The following is a 14745-nucleotide window of genomic DNA, read 5'->3' on the forward strand; positions in this document are numbered from 1 at the left end:
AACCTCTGATTAACTATTGCGCTCGACCATACGGCGTTAAAAATCGCCTCAAAATGCTCATTTACAACCCGTAAACTCCGCTTTTTCGTTGATTTTTGCCTTGTCTGGCCTTCGCTCATTACGTTAATCAGAGGCTCCATAAGTAAATAGGTTATGAGGGGTAGCGCAGGCGGTGACAGAGCTCAACGCTACCACGGCCAAACAACTGAGGAGCAAGCGTGGGCAGTTGTGCAAAGTCGCTTTCACCGCTGATTAGCGCATCCAACCGCTCGTCCACCAGCAGGCTCAGCGCTAATTGAAGGCGGCGCTGGTAGTCCCAGCGTGGGCGTAACTTGGGCGGCAGTTGACCTACTTGGCTGGCCTTGAGCGTCAGTCGCTGGGAGTGAAAAGCTCCGCCCAATGGAATCGCAATATCCCCCTGGCCAAACCAGCTCATTTCGATAATGCGCCCTTCGCTGCCCGCTAACGCCAGTGCTTGGCGCAAGCCGGCGGACTGGCCGCTGGCGTGGATCACGCAATCTTGATCATGGAGAGCTTGTTCGGGAGTGCAGAAGGTGGCGCCCAACTGCTCGGCGAGCTGGCGACGTTCAGGGTTAATATCGACTAACTGAACGGTAACACCAGGCACCTGAGCGCACAGGTACGCTACCAGCGCACCGACGACACCGGCGCCCATAATAGTGATTCGCTCACCCAGCATCGGCTCGGCGTCCCACACGCCATTGATGGCGGTTTCCATATTGGCCGCCAAGACGGCACGTTTAGCAGGCACATTGGTGGGTACTTCCAGCACTGCCGAAGCAGGCACAATGTAGTGATCCTGGTGGGGAAACAGGCAAAAAACGGTTTTATCCAGGAGAACGCTTGGCCCCTGCTCAACGCGGCCAACGCTGCAGTAGCCATATTTGACCGGGGCAGGAAACTCACCCGACTGGAAGGGAGCCCGCATGCGCGAGAATTCGCTTTCAGGCACACGACCATTGAACACCAACGATTCGGTGCCGCGGCTGATACCACTGTATAAGGTACGTATACGCACCTCATCCTGGGCGGGAGGACTTAGTTGTTCACGCCTCATCTCGCCTTGTGCTGGGTTGGTCACCCAAAAGGCGGTGGCCCAGGTTTTTTTAGCGGCATTGGGAGCTTTGCCAACATCGTCAAGCGCCGACATGAGCGTTCCTTTTCGTTACGAGCCCACTTGATTCGGGCTCTCTTTCATTCCGTTGAATGTGGCGTGCCACCATTGCGCTGCAAGTTAGGGGTAAGAGACACGCCGTGTGTCTCAGCCCCCGAGTATAATGTGTGGCCATGCATTGCATGGCCTTAGGCAGAACAGTTTTCAATGGTTCACCATCTTCAGCGTAGCGGGTGAAAAGAATATATTCGATTAACCATTTGGAACAATTGAAACTAACCCGTCTATTTCTTGATCTTATGGACAACACTACCTTCTTCTACAAGAATGGTACATATAAAAATAGTTGCATCATTTATTTCAACTGCGGATAGCGACGCCGCTTCGTGAGCCACCATGCCGCTTTTTTCCAACGCTTCTTCTTACACCCTGCCTAAGCGTCTCTATGGCGCTGCAGAACTACTGCTGGGCAGCTTGCTGCTAATTGCTGTAGGCAAAGGCTTACCACTTTTAATGGCTACTCCGGCCAATTGGTGGGTGGCCTTTGCCTTCTACACGTTTATTTCCGCTCTGGTCATCATCTTCTGGCCCCACGGCGCACTGGGTTGGGCTAACCGGGTCACGTTGGTGCGTGCGGTTGTGGTTTCATTAGTGGCAGGTGCGCTCGCCGCCAATGCCTTTGTAGGGGCAATCTGGCAATGGCTGGCGATCGCGGTGATCGCCCTACTGCTGGATGGCGTTGACGGCTGGATAGCCAGGCGCACCAAAAGCCACACCCGATTCGGGGCGCGCTTTGATATGGAGTTGGATGCCCTGCTGATTTTGCTACTGTGCGCAGGTTTGTTGCGGCTGGAATCACTGGGGTTTTGGGTGCTGTTGATAGGCGCAATGCGCTACCTGTTTATCGCCGCCAGTTGGCAGTTCCCGTGGCTTTCAAAGCCGCTGTTTGCAAGTTTTCGCCGTAAGGCCGTTTGTGTCTGGCAGGCGGTGGCGCTACTGCTAGCATTAACGCCACTAACCTCCCACCTTGTTGCCAGCCTGCTGGCCATTAGTGCATTGATCTCATTGCTCTATTCGTTTGGTGTTGACGTGTGGTGGCTGTATCGAAAAACACAGCGCTCCTAGCCCACTGCATCTTGTTAGCGAGCCGCTTGGCGACTCAGGGAAATAACGGTTTGGATAAGCTGTTTCCTCCTGACTATAGTCATTGTTAGGCTATCTTTTCGCCTTTCGTGTACTGGGAGACTCTTATGGATCACTCAGCAACAGTTCCCCACGGCCCTTCTGAATTCCGCCGCGCACGTGCCCTCATCACGCGATGACTTTGTCCCCAGGGAGAGCTAGGCACTTATCCTTTTGGAGTTTAGGCTGTTTTGGAGTTGAGAAGCCACACATGCACAAGCATCAAGAGCTTTTTGATGATCGACGCGCAGCAGGGCGAAAGCTTGCTTATGTATTATCCGACGCGCGTTATGACCTAGTGCTGGCATTACCTCGTGGGGGTGTACCAGTTGCTTACGAGGTAGCGGCAGCACTTAAACTTCCGCTTGATGTGGTCATCGTGCGTAAGATTGGTGCGCCTGGGCAACCCGAGATTGGGCTAGGCGCTGTCGTCGATGGCGACCCACCTCAAGTGCTGTGGACACCGGATTTGCTGCAGATTTTTCAGCCTTCTGAAAGTTATCTGGAAGCTGAAGTACAGCGCCAACTAAGCGAGATAACCCGCCGTCGTCAGACTTATATTGGTAATCAGGCGCCCATTAACGTTAGCGAACGTCACATATTATTGGTGGATGATGGTATCGCCACCGGTGGAACAGCTAAAGCAGCCGCCAGAGCACTACGCCAAGCAGGAGCCGCTTCCGTTACCTTGGCAGTGCCTGTCGCCCCGCAGTCCACGCTGGATGAGTTGGCTACCGAGGTCGACAATTTGATCTGTTTAGCTACTCCCGAGCCATTTATTGCCGTTGGCCTTCACTATCAAGATTTTACCCAAACCAGCGATGACGAAGTGATCTCCCTATTGCAGAAGGCTCACTCTCTTTAACGCATTCTTTGATATAGATTAAAGTACAAAAAAGCCAGCTTTCATACGCAGTGAAAGCTGACTTGTTTAATTATTGAGGCTTTTATGCGGCCTTAGGCAGCCATCGCAGCACACTCATTGGCGCAATGTTGGCACGCTTTGGCGCACTCCTGACAATGCTTAGCATCGTGTTTGGCACACTCATTTCCACACGCTTTACAAATATCAGCACATATCCGACAGATTTCCTTGGCGTATTCACTCCCCTGGGCCATGAAGGAGGCTGCCAAGCGGCATATCTGTGCACATTGACGATCTAAACGGATGCACTCAGCCATCATTTTTACATCATCTTCTTGCAAGCAGGCAGTGGCACAAGAATCACAGTAGATCGCGCAGATATTGCACGCTTCAATACATGGCTTATATTTTTCAAATTCCATCTTTCTACCCTCCTTGTCATCAAACGAGCACTCGGCCTACTCCTGCACAGGCGTGACAAGCCGTATGTTGAGTTCCTGAAGAACTCGTCTAATAGAGTAGAACAGAGAGCTTGCAACACAAGCGCAGCAAGCGGCGTCACTTAACTCTAACACTCCAACCTCAGGCGCTGGTGCCACTCAGCAAGGCTTTCATCGGGGTATTCGTCGAAGCATTTATCTTGGAACTGCCCATTGACCTCGACCCAGTCGGCCCGACTTCCCAGCATCATGTGCGTTTTCCGGGGAGGGGTCGGCAAGTCCGTATCAATCGCCGAAGCGAAAGGGTGTACCAGCTCGGGCCATTCGGGGTCATAAACCCACAGCGACGATGCACAGTGCTTGCAGAAATGCCGCTCTCCCGTGCTCTGCTCCCCCTTAATGAAGGCGCGGTAGACAGTAATATGCTCTTCGCCGCTAACGTTGAGCGTTTTGCTTTCTCCACTGAGGTTGATTGCGTACCCACCCCCGCCAGCCGTTTTGCGGCACACAGAACAGTAACAGCGATTAAAAGGATAGGGGTGGTTTGACTTCACACTGAACGTCACTGCCTGGCAGTGGCATGATCCTTTGAGCAGCATAGTTACCTCCGTTTGCAGCGGTTACCCAAGACAAATATCAAGGTGCGACTGCATGAACCGAGTGCGATCTTAAGTACTCTCTTTAGTACTCTCTTAAGTGCGCTCTCAGGCTCTATCTTAATATCTTAGCTTAGCGCATAGGATCTACGTCGCTTTCAACGGGGATAATTGACGCTGTTTGTGAGTCAATGCATCAGCGTTCAGGCTTTAAGGCTTGGAGCAATTCAGCCACGGCCATCTCCCCTTCGGGCTCGTCAAACGCTTGTGCCAGCGAACCTTGTACATAGCTCAAAAAACGAATGGCGGCGGGGGGTAAGCGGCGTTGCCGTCTGACCACAAAGTGCCAACGACTTTTCAGCGGAAAGCCCGGCAACGGCAGCTCTTGGACGCCGTTGGGCGAATCTGCAACAACGTGGCGAGACAGCACCGCTAGACCCATGTTTGACGCCACCGCTAGCCGAATAGCCTCGTTACTGGCGATCTGCTGGGTAGAGCGTAGCTCAATACCCGCACTGTACAGCCAGGCTTCAAAGGTATGCCGAGTCGCAGAGCCCGGTTCGCGCAGCAGAAATCGCTCCTCTTTGAGTGCGTCCATGCTGAGACCTTCTACGCCTGCCCAGCGGCAATGCTGCGGCCCCACCACTACCAATGGATTGCTCAGAAAAGGCGCGGCTAACACATCGTCATCAATGGGCGGGTGGCTAAATACGTAGATATCATCCTCATGGCGCTCAAAACGATTGAGCATCTGCTGGCGATTACCTATCTCCACCGTGACATCTACCTGGGGGTTAGCCTGACCAAACGGCCCTAACAGCCGTGGCAGTACATATTGCGCGGTGTTCACCAAGCCGATACTGAAGTGTCCGCGCCCTCCGCGGTTGTACTCCTCCAGGTACTGACTAAACACATCAGCACGGCTAAGCAAGTCCTGGCTGAGTTGATAAAGCGCCTGACCAACCTCAGTGGGCACCAGGCGCCCTTCCTCGTGGCGCACAATCGGTTCACCGACAATTTCTCTCAGCCGCTTTAGCTGCTGAGACACCGTGGGTTGGGTCAGGTGGAGCCGATTTGCCGTGGCCGTCAGTGAGCCTGTGCGAACCACGTCGGCATAGACCTGTAGCAAGCGAAAAGTGAGTTGTCGTACTTTCATAGCCAGCCCCATAGATAATCATCTATGACTATATAAATCTTATTTGTTTTCATCAATCTCTTTGGATCGCTAAAGTAACTGCTTTAAAACCCATCAAGGAGATTGTCCGTGCCGGATATTGTGGTGATGTTTTTTGTGCTAGGTGTGGTTGCCGGTGTGGTGCGCTCCGATCTCAGTATTCCCAAAGCCGCTTATGACATATTGAGCCTACTGCTGATGCTGACCATTGGCCTTAAAGGCGGCATGGCGCTGCATGGCAGTTTGAGCATATCGCTGCTGGTCGAGTTATCTGGCGTCACTCTGCTGGGGATCATCATTCCACTGCTTATCTTTCCGGTGGTTCACTATTTAGTACGGCTATCCATCGCCGACAGCGCCAGCCTTGCAGCCCACTATGGCTCCGTTAGCGCCGGTACGTTCGCCGTGGCCCTGGCGTATACTGAAGCGCATAGCCTAATAACAGGTGGGCAGGTGACGCTTTACCTGGTACTGCTCGAACTACCGGCCATCATGCTGGGCCTGTTGCTCTACCGGCGCTTCAGCCGTAAAAAGGCCGCTGACACAACGTCAGAGCCGATCAAAACTTCCGGGCTGTGGCACGAGACTCTGACCAATCGCGGTGTAATCCTGTTGGTGGGCGGTGTGCTTATTGGCTGGCTATACGGCCCAAATGCAGGTGAGTCAGTCACCGGGCTGTATACCAAAGCCTTCCATGGCATTCTGGCGCTGTTCCTGTTGGAGATGGGCTTGGTCGCGGCAGAAACACTGCGCAGCCTGCGGTGGGGGCACAGCCGTCTGATTATATTCGCGCTCGCGGCACCTATCGTGCTTTCCTGCTTTGGCCTGCTAATGGCGTACTGGCTAGGGCTACCCGCTGGATCAGCGGTTATTCTAGCCAGTCTCTCCGCCAGTGCCTCTTACATTGCCGCCCCCGTTGCTATTCGCGCCGCCATTCCAGATGCCAACATTGGCCTTGCCATGCTGGCATCTTTGGGGCTCACCTTCCCTTTTAACGTGTTAATGGGCATACCTCTCTATCATCAACTTTGGGCATGGCTGGTAGGGTGAGGTGAAGTGTCCAATGTAGCGCTATGATGGCTGACCAATGGGCCAGACAGTTTACGCAGCGCCACGTAGAACACCGGCGTGAGGAACAAGCCAAACAGGGTGACGCCGATCATGCCGGCAAACACCGCAGTGCCCAGCGCCGCCCGTACCTCGGCGCCTGCGCCGGTGGCAACTACCGAAGGCAACACCGCCGCGGTGAAAGCGATCGAGGTCATGATGATCGGCCGCAGGCGCAACCGGCAAGCTTCCAGGGCCGCTTCCACTACACCCTTGCCCTGCAGTTCCAGCTCCCGGGCGAACTCCACGATCAGGATGGCGTTCTTACAGGCCAGGCCAATCAGCACCACCAGCCCCACCTGCACGAAGATGTTGTTGTCACCTCCGCCAAACCAGACACCAATCAGCGCCGCGAGCATCGACATGGGCACGATCAGAATCACCGCCAGCGGTAGCGTCCAGCTCTCGTAGAGGGCCGCCAACACCAGGAATACCAGCAGGATCGACAGCGGGAAGACCACTAGAGCCGCATTACCCTGGGTGGATTGCTGGTAGCTCAGGTCGGTCCACTCCAGCGCCATGCCCGGGGGCAGCACCTCTTCCGCCAGGGCGTTGATGGCATCCATCGCCTGGGCGGAAGAAAGCACGCGGGGGTCAAATTCGCCGGCCAGGTCTGCTGCTGGGTAGCCGTTATAGCGCAACACCGGATCCGGGCCGAAGGTCTGCGTGATGTTCACCATCGTGCCGATGGGTACCATTTCCCCCTGGTCATTACGGGTACGCAGCCGGGCGATATCTTCCACGCTGGCCCGGTAAGGGGCGTCCGCCTGGGCGATCACCTGCCAGGTGCGCCCAAAGCGATTGAAGTCATTCACATAGGTCGAGCCAAGATAGGTCTGCAGAGTGTCGAACAGCTCGGTCAAGGGCACGCCCTGAGCCTTGGCCCTCAGCCTATCCACCTCGGCATCCAGCTGCGGCACGTTGGATTGATAGCTGCTGATCGGAAAGCCCATTCCCGGCGTTTGCGAAATAGCCCCCTGGAGCTGGTTCACCGCCTGCTGCAGCGCCCCATAGCCAAGATTGCCGCGATCCTCGATGAACAGCTGGAAGCCCGACCCATTGCCTAGCCCCAGAATCGGCGGTGGCATGAAGGAGAATGCGAAGCCTTCTTTCAGGCCGCCAATGCCCTGATTAATGCGGGCGTTTATCTCCGCTGCGCTAAGGCTGCGCTCACCAAAGGCGCTGAGGGTAAGAAAGGCCACCCCGGTGTTGGAGGTATTGGTGAACTGCAGCGCGTTCAGGCCGGGAAAGGCAATGGCGTGCTCCACGCCCTCGGTCTCCATGGCGATGTCCACGACGTCCTGAAGCATCTGGTCGGTTCTCTCCAGCGACGCGCCTTCCGGCAGAATGACGCCCGCGATCAGATAAAGCTTGTCCTGCACTGGAATAAAGCCGGGTGGCACCGCCTTGAACATCACGCCGGTGCCCAGCAACAACAGCGCGTAGACCACAAACACCGCGCCACGATGCTTCAGGGAGCGAGCCACGCCGCCCTGGTATTTGTTGGAGCTGGCGTTAAAGAAACGGTTGAAAGGACGGAAAATCCAGCCAAAAAGCTTATCGATCACTCGGGTGAGTCGATCTTTGGGCGCGTCATGTGGCTTAAGCAGCATCGCTGCCAGGGCAGGCGACAGGGTCAGCGAGTTGATAGTGGAGATCACCGTGGAGATGGCAATCGTCACCGCGAACTGGCTATAGAATTGACCGGTCACCCCCGACAGGAAGGCCATGGGAATAAACACCGCACACAGTACAAGCCCCACGGCGATGATAGGGCCAGACACTTCCCGCATGGCCTGATGAGCGGCGGCCTGGGGCTTTAGACCCTCCTCAATGTTCCGCTCCACGTTTTCCACAACCACGATGGCGTCATCCACCACGATACCAATAGCCAGCACCAGCCCAAACAGGGTCAGCGTGTTAATGGAGTACCCCAGCAGGTAGAGCGCCCCGAAGGTGCCAATCACCGAGACCGGCACTGCAAGCAGCGGGATAATCGACGCACGCCAGGTCTGCAGGAACAGTGTGACCACCAACACTACCAGCAACACGGCTTCCAGTAGGGTGGCTATCACTGACTTTATAGAGTCATTAACAAAGATCGTAGTGTCGTAGACGGCTTCGTACTCAACACCTTCAGGGAACTGCTCGGACAGCTCCTCCATGGTAGCGATCACCTGCTCTCGGATATCCAGCGCATTGGCACCCGGTGCCTGGAATATTCCCACACCCACCGCGTTATTGCCGTCCAACTGCGAGCGCAGCGTATAGTCCCCGGCGCCCATTTCCAGCCGGGCCACATCCGAAAGCCTGAGTATCTCGCCGCCCTCGCCGCGCTTCAGCACGATGTCGCCAAACTCCTCTACTGTTTCCAGCCGCCCTTGGGCGTTGATCAGGGTAAGAAAGTCACTATCTTCAATGGGCTCAGCTCCCAACTGCCCGGCGGAGACCTGTACATTTTGTTCACGCATGGCCCCCACCACATCACTGGCCGTCAGGCCACGGGCAGCTATTCGATCAGGATCGAGCCACGCCCGCATGGCGTAGTCCCCACCGCCGAAGATTTGCGCGTCCCCGATCCCTTCGATCCGGGCCAGCCGGTCACGGACATTCAGTCGCACATAGTTGCGCAGGTAGAGGGTGTCGTATTCACCGCTGGGCGAGGTCAGGTGAACGACCATCAGAAACGTTGGCGACTGCTTCTGGGTGGTGACGCCTTGCCGACGCACGGCTTCCGGCAGTCGGGCTTCCGCTTGGCTGACGCGGTTCTGCACCCGAACGGCGGCCTGCTCAGCATCGGTACCAGGGCGGAAGGTGACGGTCATCTGCAGCACACCGTCAGAGCCCGCCACGGACTTGAGGTACATCATATCCTCAACGCCGTTGATGGCTTCTTCCAGTGGCGTGGCGACCGTTTCGGCGATCTCCTTCGGGTTAGCGCCGGGGTAGACCGTGCGAACGACCACTGATGGCGGCACCACGTCGGGGTACTCGCTAATGGGCAGGTTGGGTATGGAGATCAGCCCCACCGCTAGAATAATGATCGACAGCACCGCTGCAAAAATCGGTCGATCCACAAAGAAACGCGAGAAATTCATGGCGGTCTAGTCCTCCCTGGCAGCAATGGCGGGTTGGGCGTCAGCAGCCGGGGCGGCGGGCACCGTTTGGGGGCTCACTTCCATACCCGGCATGAAGACTTTTTGCACCCCGTTGACGATCACCCGGTCGCCGGCAGCAAGCCCTTCGCTGATGACCGTGCGTTCATCCACCCGGCGCCCTGTGTCGACCTGGCGACGCTGGGCGAGGTTGTTCTCATCCACCACGTAGACGTAGCGGCGATCCTGGTCGGTCAGGACCGCCTTGCCATCCACCAGCAACGCTTGGTCCAACCGCGCGACCGGCATTTCGACCCGCGCAAACTCCCCGGGCCGAATGCGGCCATCCGGGTTGTCCAGCACTGCCCTGAATTGCAGGGTGCCGGTGTTGGGGTTCAAGCGGTTGTCGATAAAGTCCAGGGTGCCTTTGTACTGGCGCTGCGGGTCGCCGCCCAGCTCGATATTCAGGTTGTTCGATGCTTCACCGGTGAGAAGTGTCTGGCTGGCAAACGCGGCCTGCTCGTCGGCCTCGAAGTAGACGTGTATCGGATCGATGCTCACCAGCGTGGTCAGAAGGCTCTGGTCGGCGCTGGCCAGGTTACCGCGAGTGACCATCGCCCGACCGACGCGGCCACTGACCGGTGCTGTAATGCGGGTGTATTCAAGGTCAAGCTCGGCGGTCTGCAACGCTGCCTCGGCGGCATCGACCATGGCACGAGCGTTACTCAGGGCCGATTGACGCTGGTCATGCACTTCCTGGGAAATGGCCTGACGCCCTAGCAACACCCGGGCACGTTCAGCTTCACTGCCAGCCTGAGCCTGCTGGCTCCTGGCCTGGGCAAGATCCGCTTGGGCGGCGTTAACACGGGCCTGGTATGGGCGTGGATCGATCAAGAACAGCAAATCTCCCTGCTCTACCAGCTCTCCCTCCTCGAAAGCGACTTCCTGGATATAGCCGCTGACTCGCGACCTTAATTCAACCGTTTCAGCCGCTTCCACCCGCCCGGTGAATGACTCACTCAACACCACTGGCTGAGCGGTCACTTCTGCCACCTCGACTTCTGGGGGTGGCGGGGGCGATGCAGAAGCCGCCTCCTCACTCTTGGCTTCGCAGCCGGTAAGCAAGGCCATCAGCAGCAGGAACAGGAATATCGCCCGGCTGCTTGCAAAGCGGGTTCTTAGAGACAGACTTCCCATGATTACTTGCTCCAGTGGCTATCGGACGCCGATAGCAGCATTCGTTATATAACGCCTCACCGCGTTGGCGGTTGGCATTTAATTAGTCGGTTCAGCACGATCCATTTCGACATTGCCCTACGGCTTCCACCGTGAGGGGGAGTCTCAGACCGGTAGCGTTCTTGAAAGACGCTCTGGTCATACGGAGGGCAGGCAAGCCCGCAGCACCAGGCTGCGGGCTTAGCGCCCATCAGACGCTACCTACAATAGGCGGTACGAGCGCGAGAGAGGTATCGTGTTCCTGCGGAAAGCTTGCCTGTTTCTGTCACGGGCAGAGAGCGGCCCAATAAGCAGGCCCAATCAAACAAACGAACGATTTTCGGACTTGCACAGCATGACGGTCAGGTGACAGCTGATGCGGGTTGTCGATTTCTACGGGGTACTTGCCTGATCCTGCAGAATCAAATGAAAAAGCCTACGATTTATAAATCGAAGGCATATACTGCGAACTAATAGGGAGGAAAGCCATTGACCACTATCTTGCCTGAGCAGATTGTCCAGCTCAGCGACAACCTATCGCAACAGTTAATCAGCGTTGCCCGTCGCTGGAGCCCACTTGAAGAGCTTCAGGATACGGCGATTGCCGAAGTGCAACTGGTGCGCGCTGACGCCCCTACCAGCTTTCACTGTGCGGTATACGAGCCGTGTCTGTGTTTTGTCATTCAAGGCAGCAAGACCGTGCTACTAGGTGACAAGGAGATCGTCTACACCGGGCCCAGCTACATGGGTAGCGCCGTTTACCTACCGGTGGTAGGCAGGATTGACCATGCCACCCCGGAAAAGCCCTACTTGGCGGTAAAAGTCTCAGTGGATCCCCAGGAGGTAGCAGGACTGATACTGGAACTGGGCGACACAGCGCCGCCCGCGGGAAATGATACTATCTGCTCCGAGACGGACTGCGGATTAAAATCGGCCCCCATGGATGCACGCATGCAGGGTGCACTTTATCGATTGTTGAGCCTGCTCGACTCCCCGGAAGACATCAAGGTGCTTTCCCCCTTAGCCCGTCGGGAGTTGATCTATCGGGCACTCATGGGTGCCATGGGGCCTCACATGCGCCGGTTTGCCGCCTCCGACTCCCAGGCTAACCGGATTGCGCGGGTCATCTATGCGCTTAAAGAGCGCTACACGCAACCGCTCAAGATCCGTGAACTGGCAGCAACCGCCAACATGAGTGAATCGACGCTTTACCATAGCTTCCGGCAAGTCACACGCATGTCGCCCCTGCAGTACCAGAAGAAACTTCGCCTGCACGAGGCCCGACGACTCATGCTGGCCGAGGGGCTCGAGGCGGCCACCGCCAGCTACCGGGTAGGTTATGAAAGCCCTTCCCACTTTAGCCGCGAATACAGCCGCATGTTCGGCGCGCCACCCCGAGCTGATGTTATTCAACTGCGGGCAGCGGGAACAGCACCGCAGACTGCATGACTTCCAGTGTAATCGGCTTCTGGTTTTCCCGATGATTCTGATAACGGCTATTTAGTCTTTTATAACTTCAAGCCACTTAATCTTGAATCATTGCAACTAAATCACCAACAACAATAACGCTATAGATAACTATAAATCTTTAACCTTAAAAGCACATCACAACGTCATTAAACATGACGAACGCAATAGGTTCACATCTTTATCACAAGTCACACAAGTATATTAAAAGCAAACAAAATCAGCTAACACACACATTGTTAGCCAAGGCTATGTTAGTTCACTATTACAAACTTTATTTTTAAAGCTCTGTCTTGTTTGTTTAATAAATCGTGGTAGGATTCATCGCTATTGAATACCCGACTTTTACACTCAAGCATAGTATTACTACTCTGCCACTGGGTACATGTGCGCGGTACTTTTCCAGCGAGCGAGTTCACACTCCATGACACCAATTACCCTGCTGTTTCTAGCCGTATCCATGTCGGCGGATGCCTTCGCCGCCTCCATCAGCAAAGGCGCCGAGCTGCAAAAGCCACGGTATCGTCACGCCATCGGGATTGGCCTGGTCTTTGGTGTGATCGAAGCCATTACCCCGGTACTCGGCTGGGTAGCGGGCAAGGCATCTCAGCAGTATGTGCAAGCCTGGGATCACTGGGTGGCCTTTACCCTGCTGACGCTTATCGGCCTTCACATGATGCATGCCGGGCTCAAAAAGGAAGACAAGATAGAGCACCGCAAACAGACGCTCTGGTTATTGGTGTTGACCGCCACTGCTACCAGCATTGATGCCATGGCTGTGGGCGCCAGCCTCGCCTTTATCGATGCCAATATCATCGCCACCAGCCTAGTTATCGGCCTCGCTACTACGGTAATGGCCTCTATAGGCACTTTTCTGGGCAATAAGCTTGGCAAGTTCGTCGGTCACTGGGCAGAACTTATCGGCGGTATTGTGCTAATCGGAATTGGCTTAGCAGTATTGGCCGAGCACACAGCTTTTTTTTAATGCTTAACCAGCAATTTATAACCTTGACCTCTTTTAAACCTGAAAGTCCTTCTTAAGCGATTGAGCTTTTACACATGAAGCTGCCGTAAAAGAAAAGCTTGAGAAAAACCTATTTACTTAACTAAAGACTAAAGCTGCGGTAGCTGGTCAGCCAAGTGGCGTAATTTATCCGGATTACGCACAATGTAAAGTGCCTGGATACGACTATCCACGACCTCCAGAGTCATGACCTGAGGTAGCCCATCGTGTTCGATCGTTAACCACCCCGGAAGCCCATTGACAATTACATGACTTACCCAGCAAGGGTTGGATGACGTCGACTTGTGGGCCAAGCCTGCAAAGAACCGGCTTATTTTATCTGCGCCGATAATGAGTCTGCGTACAGCAACTCTCTTGCCGCCTCCATCGGCATGCAGCGTCGCGCTGCCGCTCAACAAAGCCTTCAATTCGGTGACGTCGCCACTGCGTGCTGCTTCAAAGAAGCGTTGGGTCAGTTGGCTGTGCTCTCCAGCCGCCACCTGATAGCGCGGGCGTGCGGCCCGCACCTTTTTGCGAGCCCGGCTGGCAAGTTGGCGACAGCTTGTTTCACTACGTTCGAGGCTGATGGCGACCTGGCCAAAATCCAGACCGAACACATCGTGCAGTAGGAACGCAGCCCGTTCCAAAGGCGACAGTCGCTCCAGCGCCAGCATCAGGGCGAAAGAGACATCGCTGGCTAGCGCCTCGGGGTCTACCGGAGTATCCAGCGTTTCCACCAGCGGTTCAGGCAACCAGGGGCCCACATAAACCTCACGTTGTCGATGAGCTACCCTAAGGCGGTCAAGACAAAGCCGGCTGGTGACGGTGGTCAGATAGGCACGCACATCGTTCACCGAAAGGTGGTCAGCATCATGCCAGCGCAGGTAGGCATCCTGTACCACATCCTCCGCTTCGCTCACCGAACCCAGCATTCGATAGGCGATACCGGTCAGATAACGGCGCCAGTGATTAAACTGGCGCGCAGACTGTTCCGTCATGGTGATTGGCTCCCGCTACTCAAGCACGGCGGTCGCGTCCACTTCAAACAGCATGCCATCCAGCGCTAACCGCGGTACCGGAACAAGTGTTTGCGCTGGTAGCGCATCACCAAAGGTCTCCTTCACATAGCGGGTCATAACTTCCAACATGGAAGGATCATAATTGACGACATAGGTGTTAATACGAGTAACCTGTTGCGGGCTCGCATCAAGTTCGTGCAACACAGTTCTAAGGTTGCGATAGGCTTGGGCAACCTGATCCACAAACGACTCAGGCAGTATTCCCTGACCATTTTCGCCTCCCTGACCGGCAATGTAGGCAACCCGGCTACCTCCACTGGCAACCACCGCGTGGCTATAGCCATTAGGTGCAGGATCATAAAGTTCATCAGGATTGACGATAGCCGTCGTTACCCCACCTGCGTGAGCTGTGTTCAGCGCCATAGCGATAATTCCCCATTTAAAGCG

13 protein-coding genes are annotated in these 14745 nt (G+C 55.5%); 5 read left to right on the forward strand and 8 right to left on the reverse strand.

Going from position 1 to position 14745, the window contains the following annotated elements:
* Positions 1-151: 151 nt before the first annotated feature.
* The gene (locus tag HZS52_RS22360; protein ID WP_190373716.1) at positions 152-1171 is read right to left on the reverse strand and encodes a zinc-dependent alcohol dehydrogenase; all 1020 of its coding nucleotides are present in this window, start codon (positions 1169-1171) and stop codon (positions 152-154) included.
* 360 nt (positions 1172-1531) lie between these two features.
* Here HZS52_RS22360 and HZS52_RS22365 point away from each other — a divergent pair, with 360 nt between their 5' ends.
* Positions 1532-2260 (forward strand): CDP-alcohol phosphatidyltransferase family protein, encoded by a 729-nt coding sequence (locus HZS52_RS22365; RefSeq protein WP_041157840.1) that lies wholly within the window; start codon positions 1532-1534, stop codon positions 2258-2260.
* A 268-nt stretch (positions 2261-2528) separates the two neighbouring features.
* Positions 2529-3182, forward strand: a complete 654-nt coding sequence (locus tag HZS52_RS22370) for a phosphoribosyltransferase (protein WP_190373717.1) — start codon at positions 2529-2531, stop codon at positions 3180-3182.
* A 92-nt stretch (positions 3183-3274) separates the two neighbouring features.
* Here the strand turns inward: HZS52_RS22370 and HZS52_RS22375 are convergent, their stop codons facing one another.
* The 3 genes from HZS52_RS22375 to HZS52_RS22385 form a co-directional block, all read right to left on the reverse strand.
* On the reverse strand, positions 3275-3604 hold the full coding sequence (locus HZS52_RS22375) for a four-helix bundle copper-binding protein (protein ID WP_041157838.1): 330 nt from the start codon (positions 3602-3604) through the stop codon (positions 3275-3277).
* Between the two features lie 146 nt (positions 3605-3750).
* Positions 3751-4221: a GFA family protein gene (locus HZS52_RS22380; RefSeq protein ID WP_041157837.1), complete on the reverse strand. Its 471-nt coding sequence runs from the start codon at positions 4219-4221 to the stop codon at positions 3751-3753.
* Positions 4222-4414: 193 nt separating this feature from the next.
* Positions 4415-5374, reverse strand: a complete 960-nt coding sequence (locus tag HZS52_RS22385; protein WP_223827993.1) for a LysR family transcriptional regulator — start codon at positions 5372-5374, stop codon at positions 4415-4417.
* A 108-nt stretch (positions 5375-5482) separates the two neighbouring features.
* On the opposite strand from HZS52_RS22385, the gene HZS52_RS22390 reads away from it, so the two are divergent.
* Positions 5483-6442 carry a sodium-dependent bicarbonate transport family permease gene (locus tag HZS52_RS22390; protein ID WP_027959812.1) on the forward strand — a complete coding sequence of 320 codons (960 nt, stop codon included), beginning with the start codon at positions 5483-5485 and terminating at the stop codon, positions 6440-6442.
* On the opposite strand, the gene HZS52_RS22395 is transcribed toward HZS52_RS22390, so the two are convergent.
* Positions 6415-9597, reverse strand: coding sequence for an efflux RND transporter permease subunit (locus HZS52_RS22395; RefSeq protein ID WP_190373719.1), 3183 nt, complete (start codon positions 9595-9597; stop codon positions 6415-6417). The genes HZS52_RS22390 and HZS52_RS22395 overlap by 28 nt on opposite strands.
* A gap of 6 nt (positions 9598-9603) precedes the next feature.
* Positions 9604-10791 (reverse strand): efflux RND transporter periplasmic adaptor subunit, encoded by a 1188-nt coding sequence (locus HZS52_RS22400; RefSeq protein WP_159176335.1) that lies wholly within the window; start codon positions 10789-10791, stop codon positions 9604-9606.
* Between the two features lie 507 nt (positions 10792-11298).
* Between HZS52_RS22400 and HZS52_RS22405 the strand changes: the two genes are divergently transcribed.
* Positions 11299-12258 carry an AraC family transcriptional regulator gene (locus tag HZS52_RS22405; protein ID WP_022520552.1) on the forward strand — a complete coding sequence of 320 codons (960 nt, stop codon included), beginning with the start codon at positions 11299-11301 and terminating at the stop codon, positions 12256-12258.
* A 442-nt stretch (positions 12259-12700) separates the two neighbouring features.
* Entirely contained in the window at positions 12701-13261 is a 561-nt protein-coding gene (locus tag HZS52_RS22410; RefSeq protein ID WP_190373720.1) for a manganese efflux pump MntP, read from the forward strand.
* A gap of 128 nt (positions 13262-13389) precedes the next feature.
* Here HZS52_RS22410 and HZS52_RS22415 read toward each other — a convergent pair whose 3' ends face one another.
* The gene (locus HZS52_RS22415; RefSeq protein ID WP_190373721.1) at positions 13390-14277 is read right to left on the reverse strand and encodes a sigma-70 family RNA polymerase sigma factor; all 888 of its coding nucleotides are present in this window, start codon (positions 14275-14277) and stop codon (positions 13390-13392) included.
* 15 nt (positions 14278-14292) lie between these two features.
* Positions 14293-14721: a RidA family protein gene (locus tag HZS52_RS22420; RefSeq protein WP_041157833.1), complete on the reverse strand. Its 429-nt coding sequence runs from the start codon at positions 14719-14721 to the stop codon at positions 14293-14295.
* Positions 14722-14745: the final 24 nt, after the last annotated feature.

Source organism: Vreelandella titanicae (assembly GCF_014697095.1).
In the GTDB taxonomy this organism is placed as follows: Bacteria; Pseudomonadota; Gammaproteobacteria; order Pseudomonadales; family Halomonadaceae; genus Vreelandella; species Vreelandella titanicae.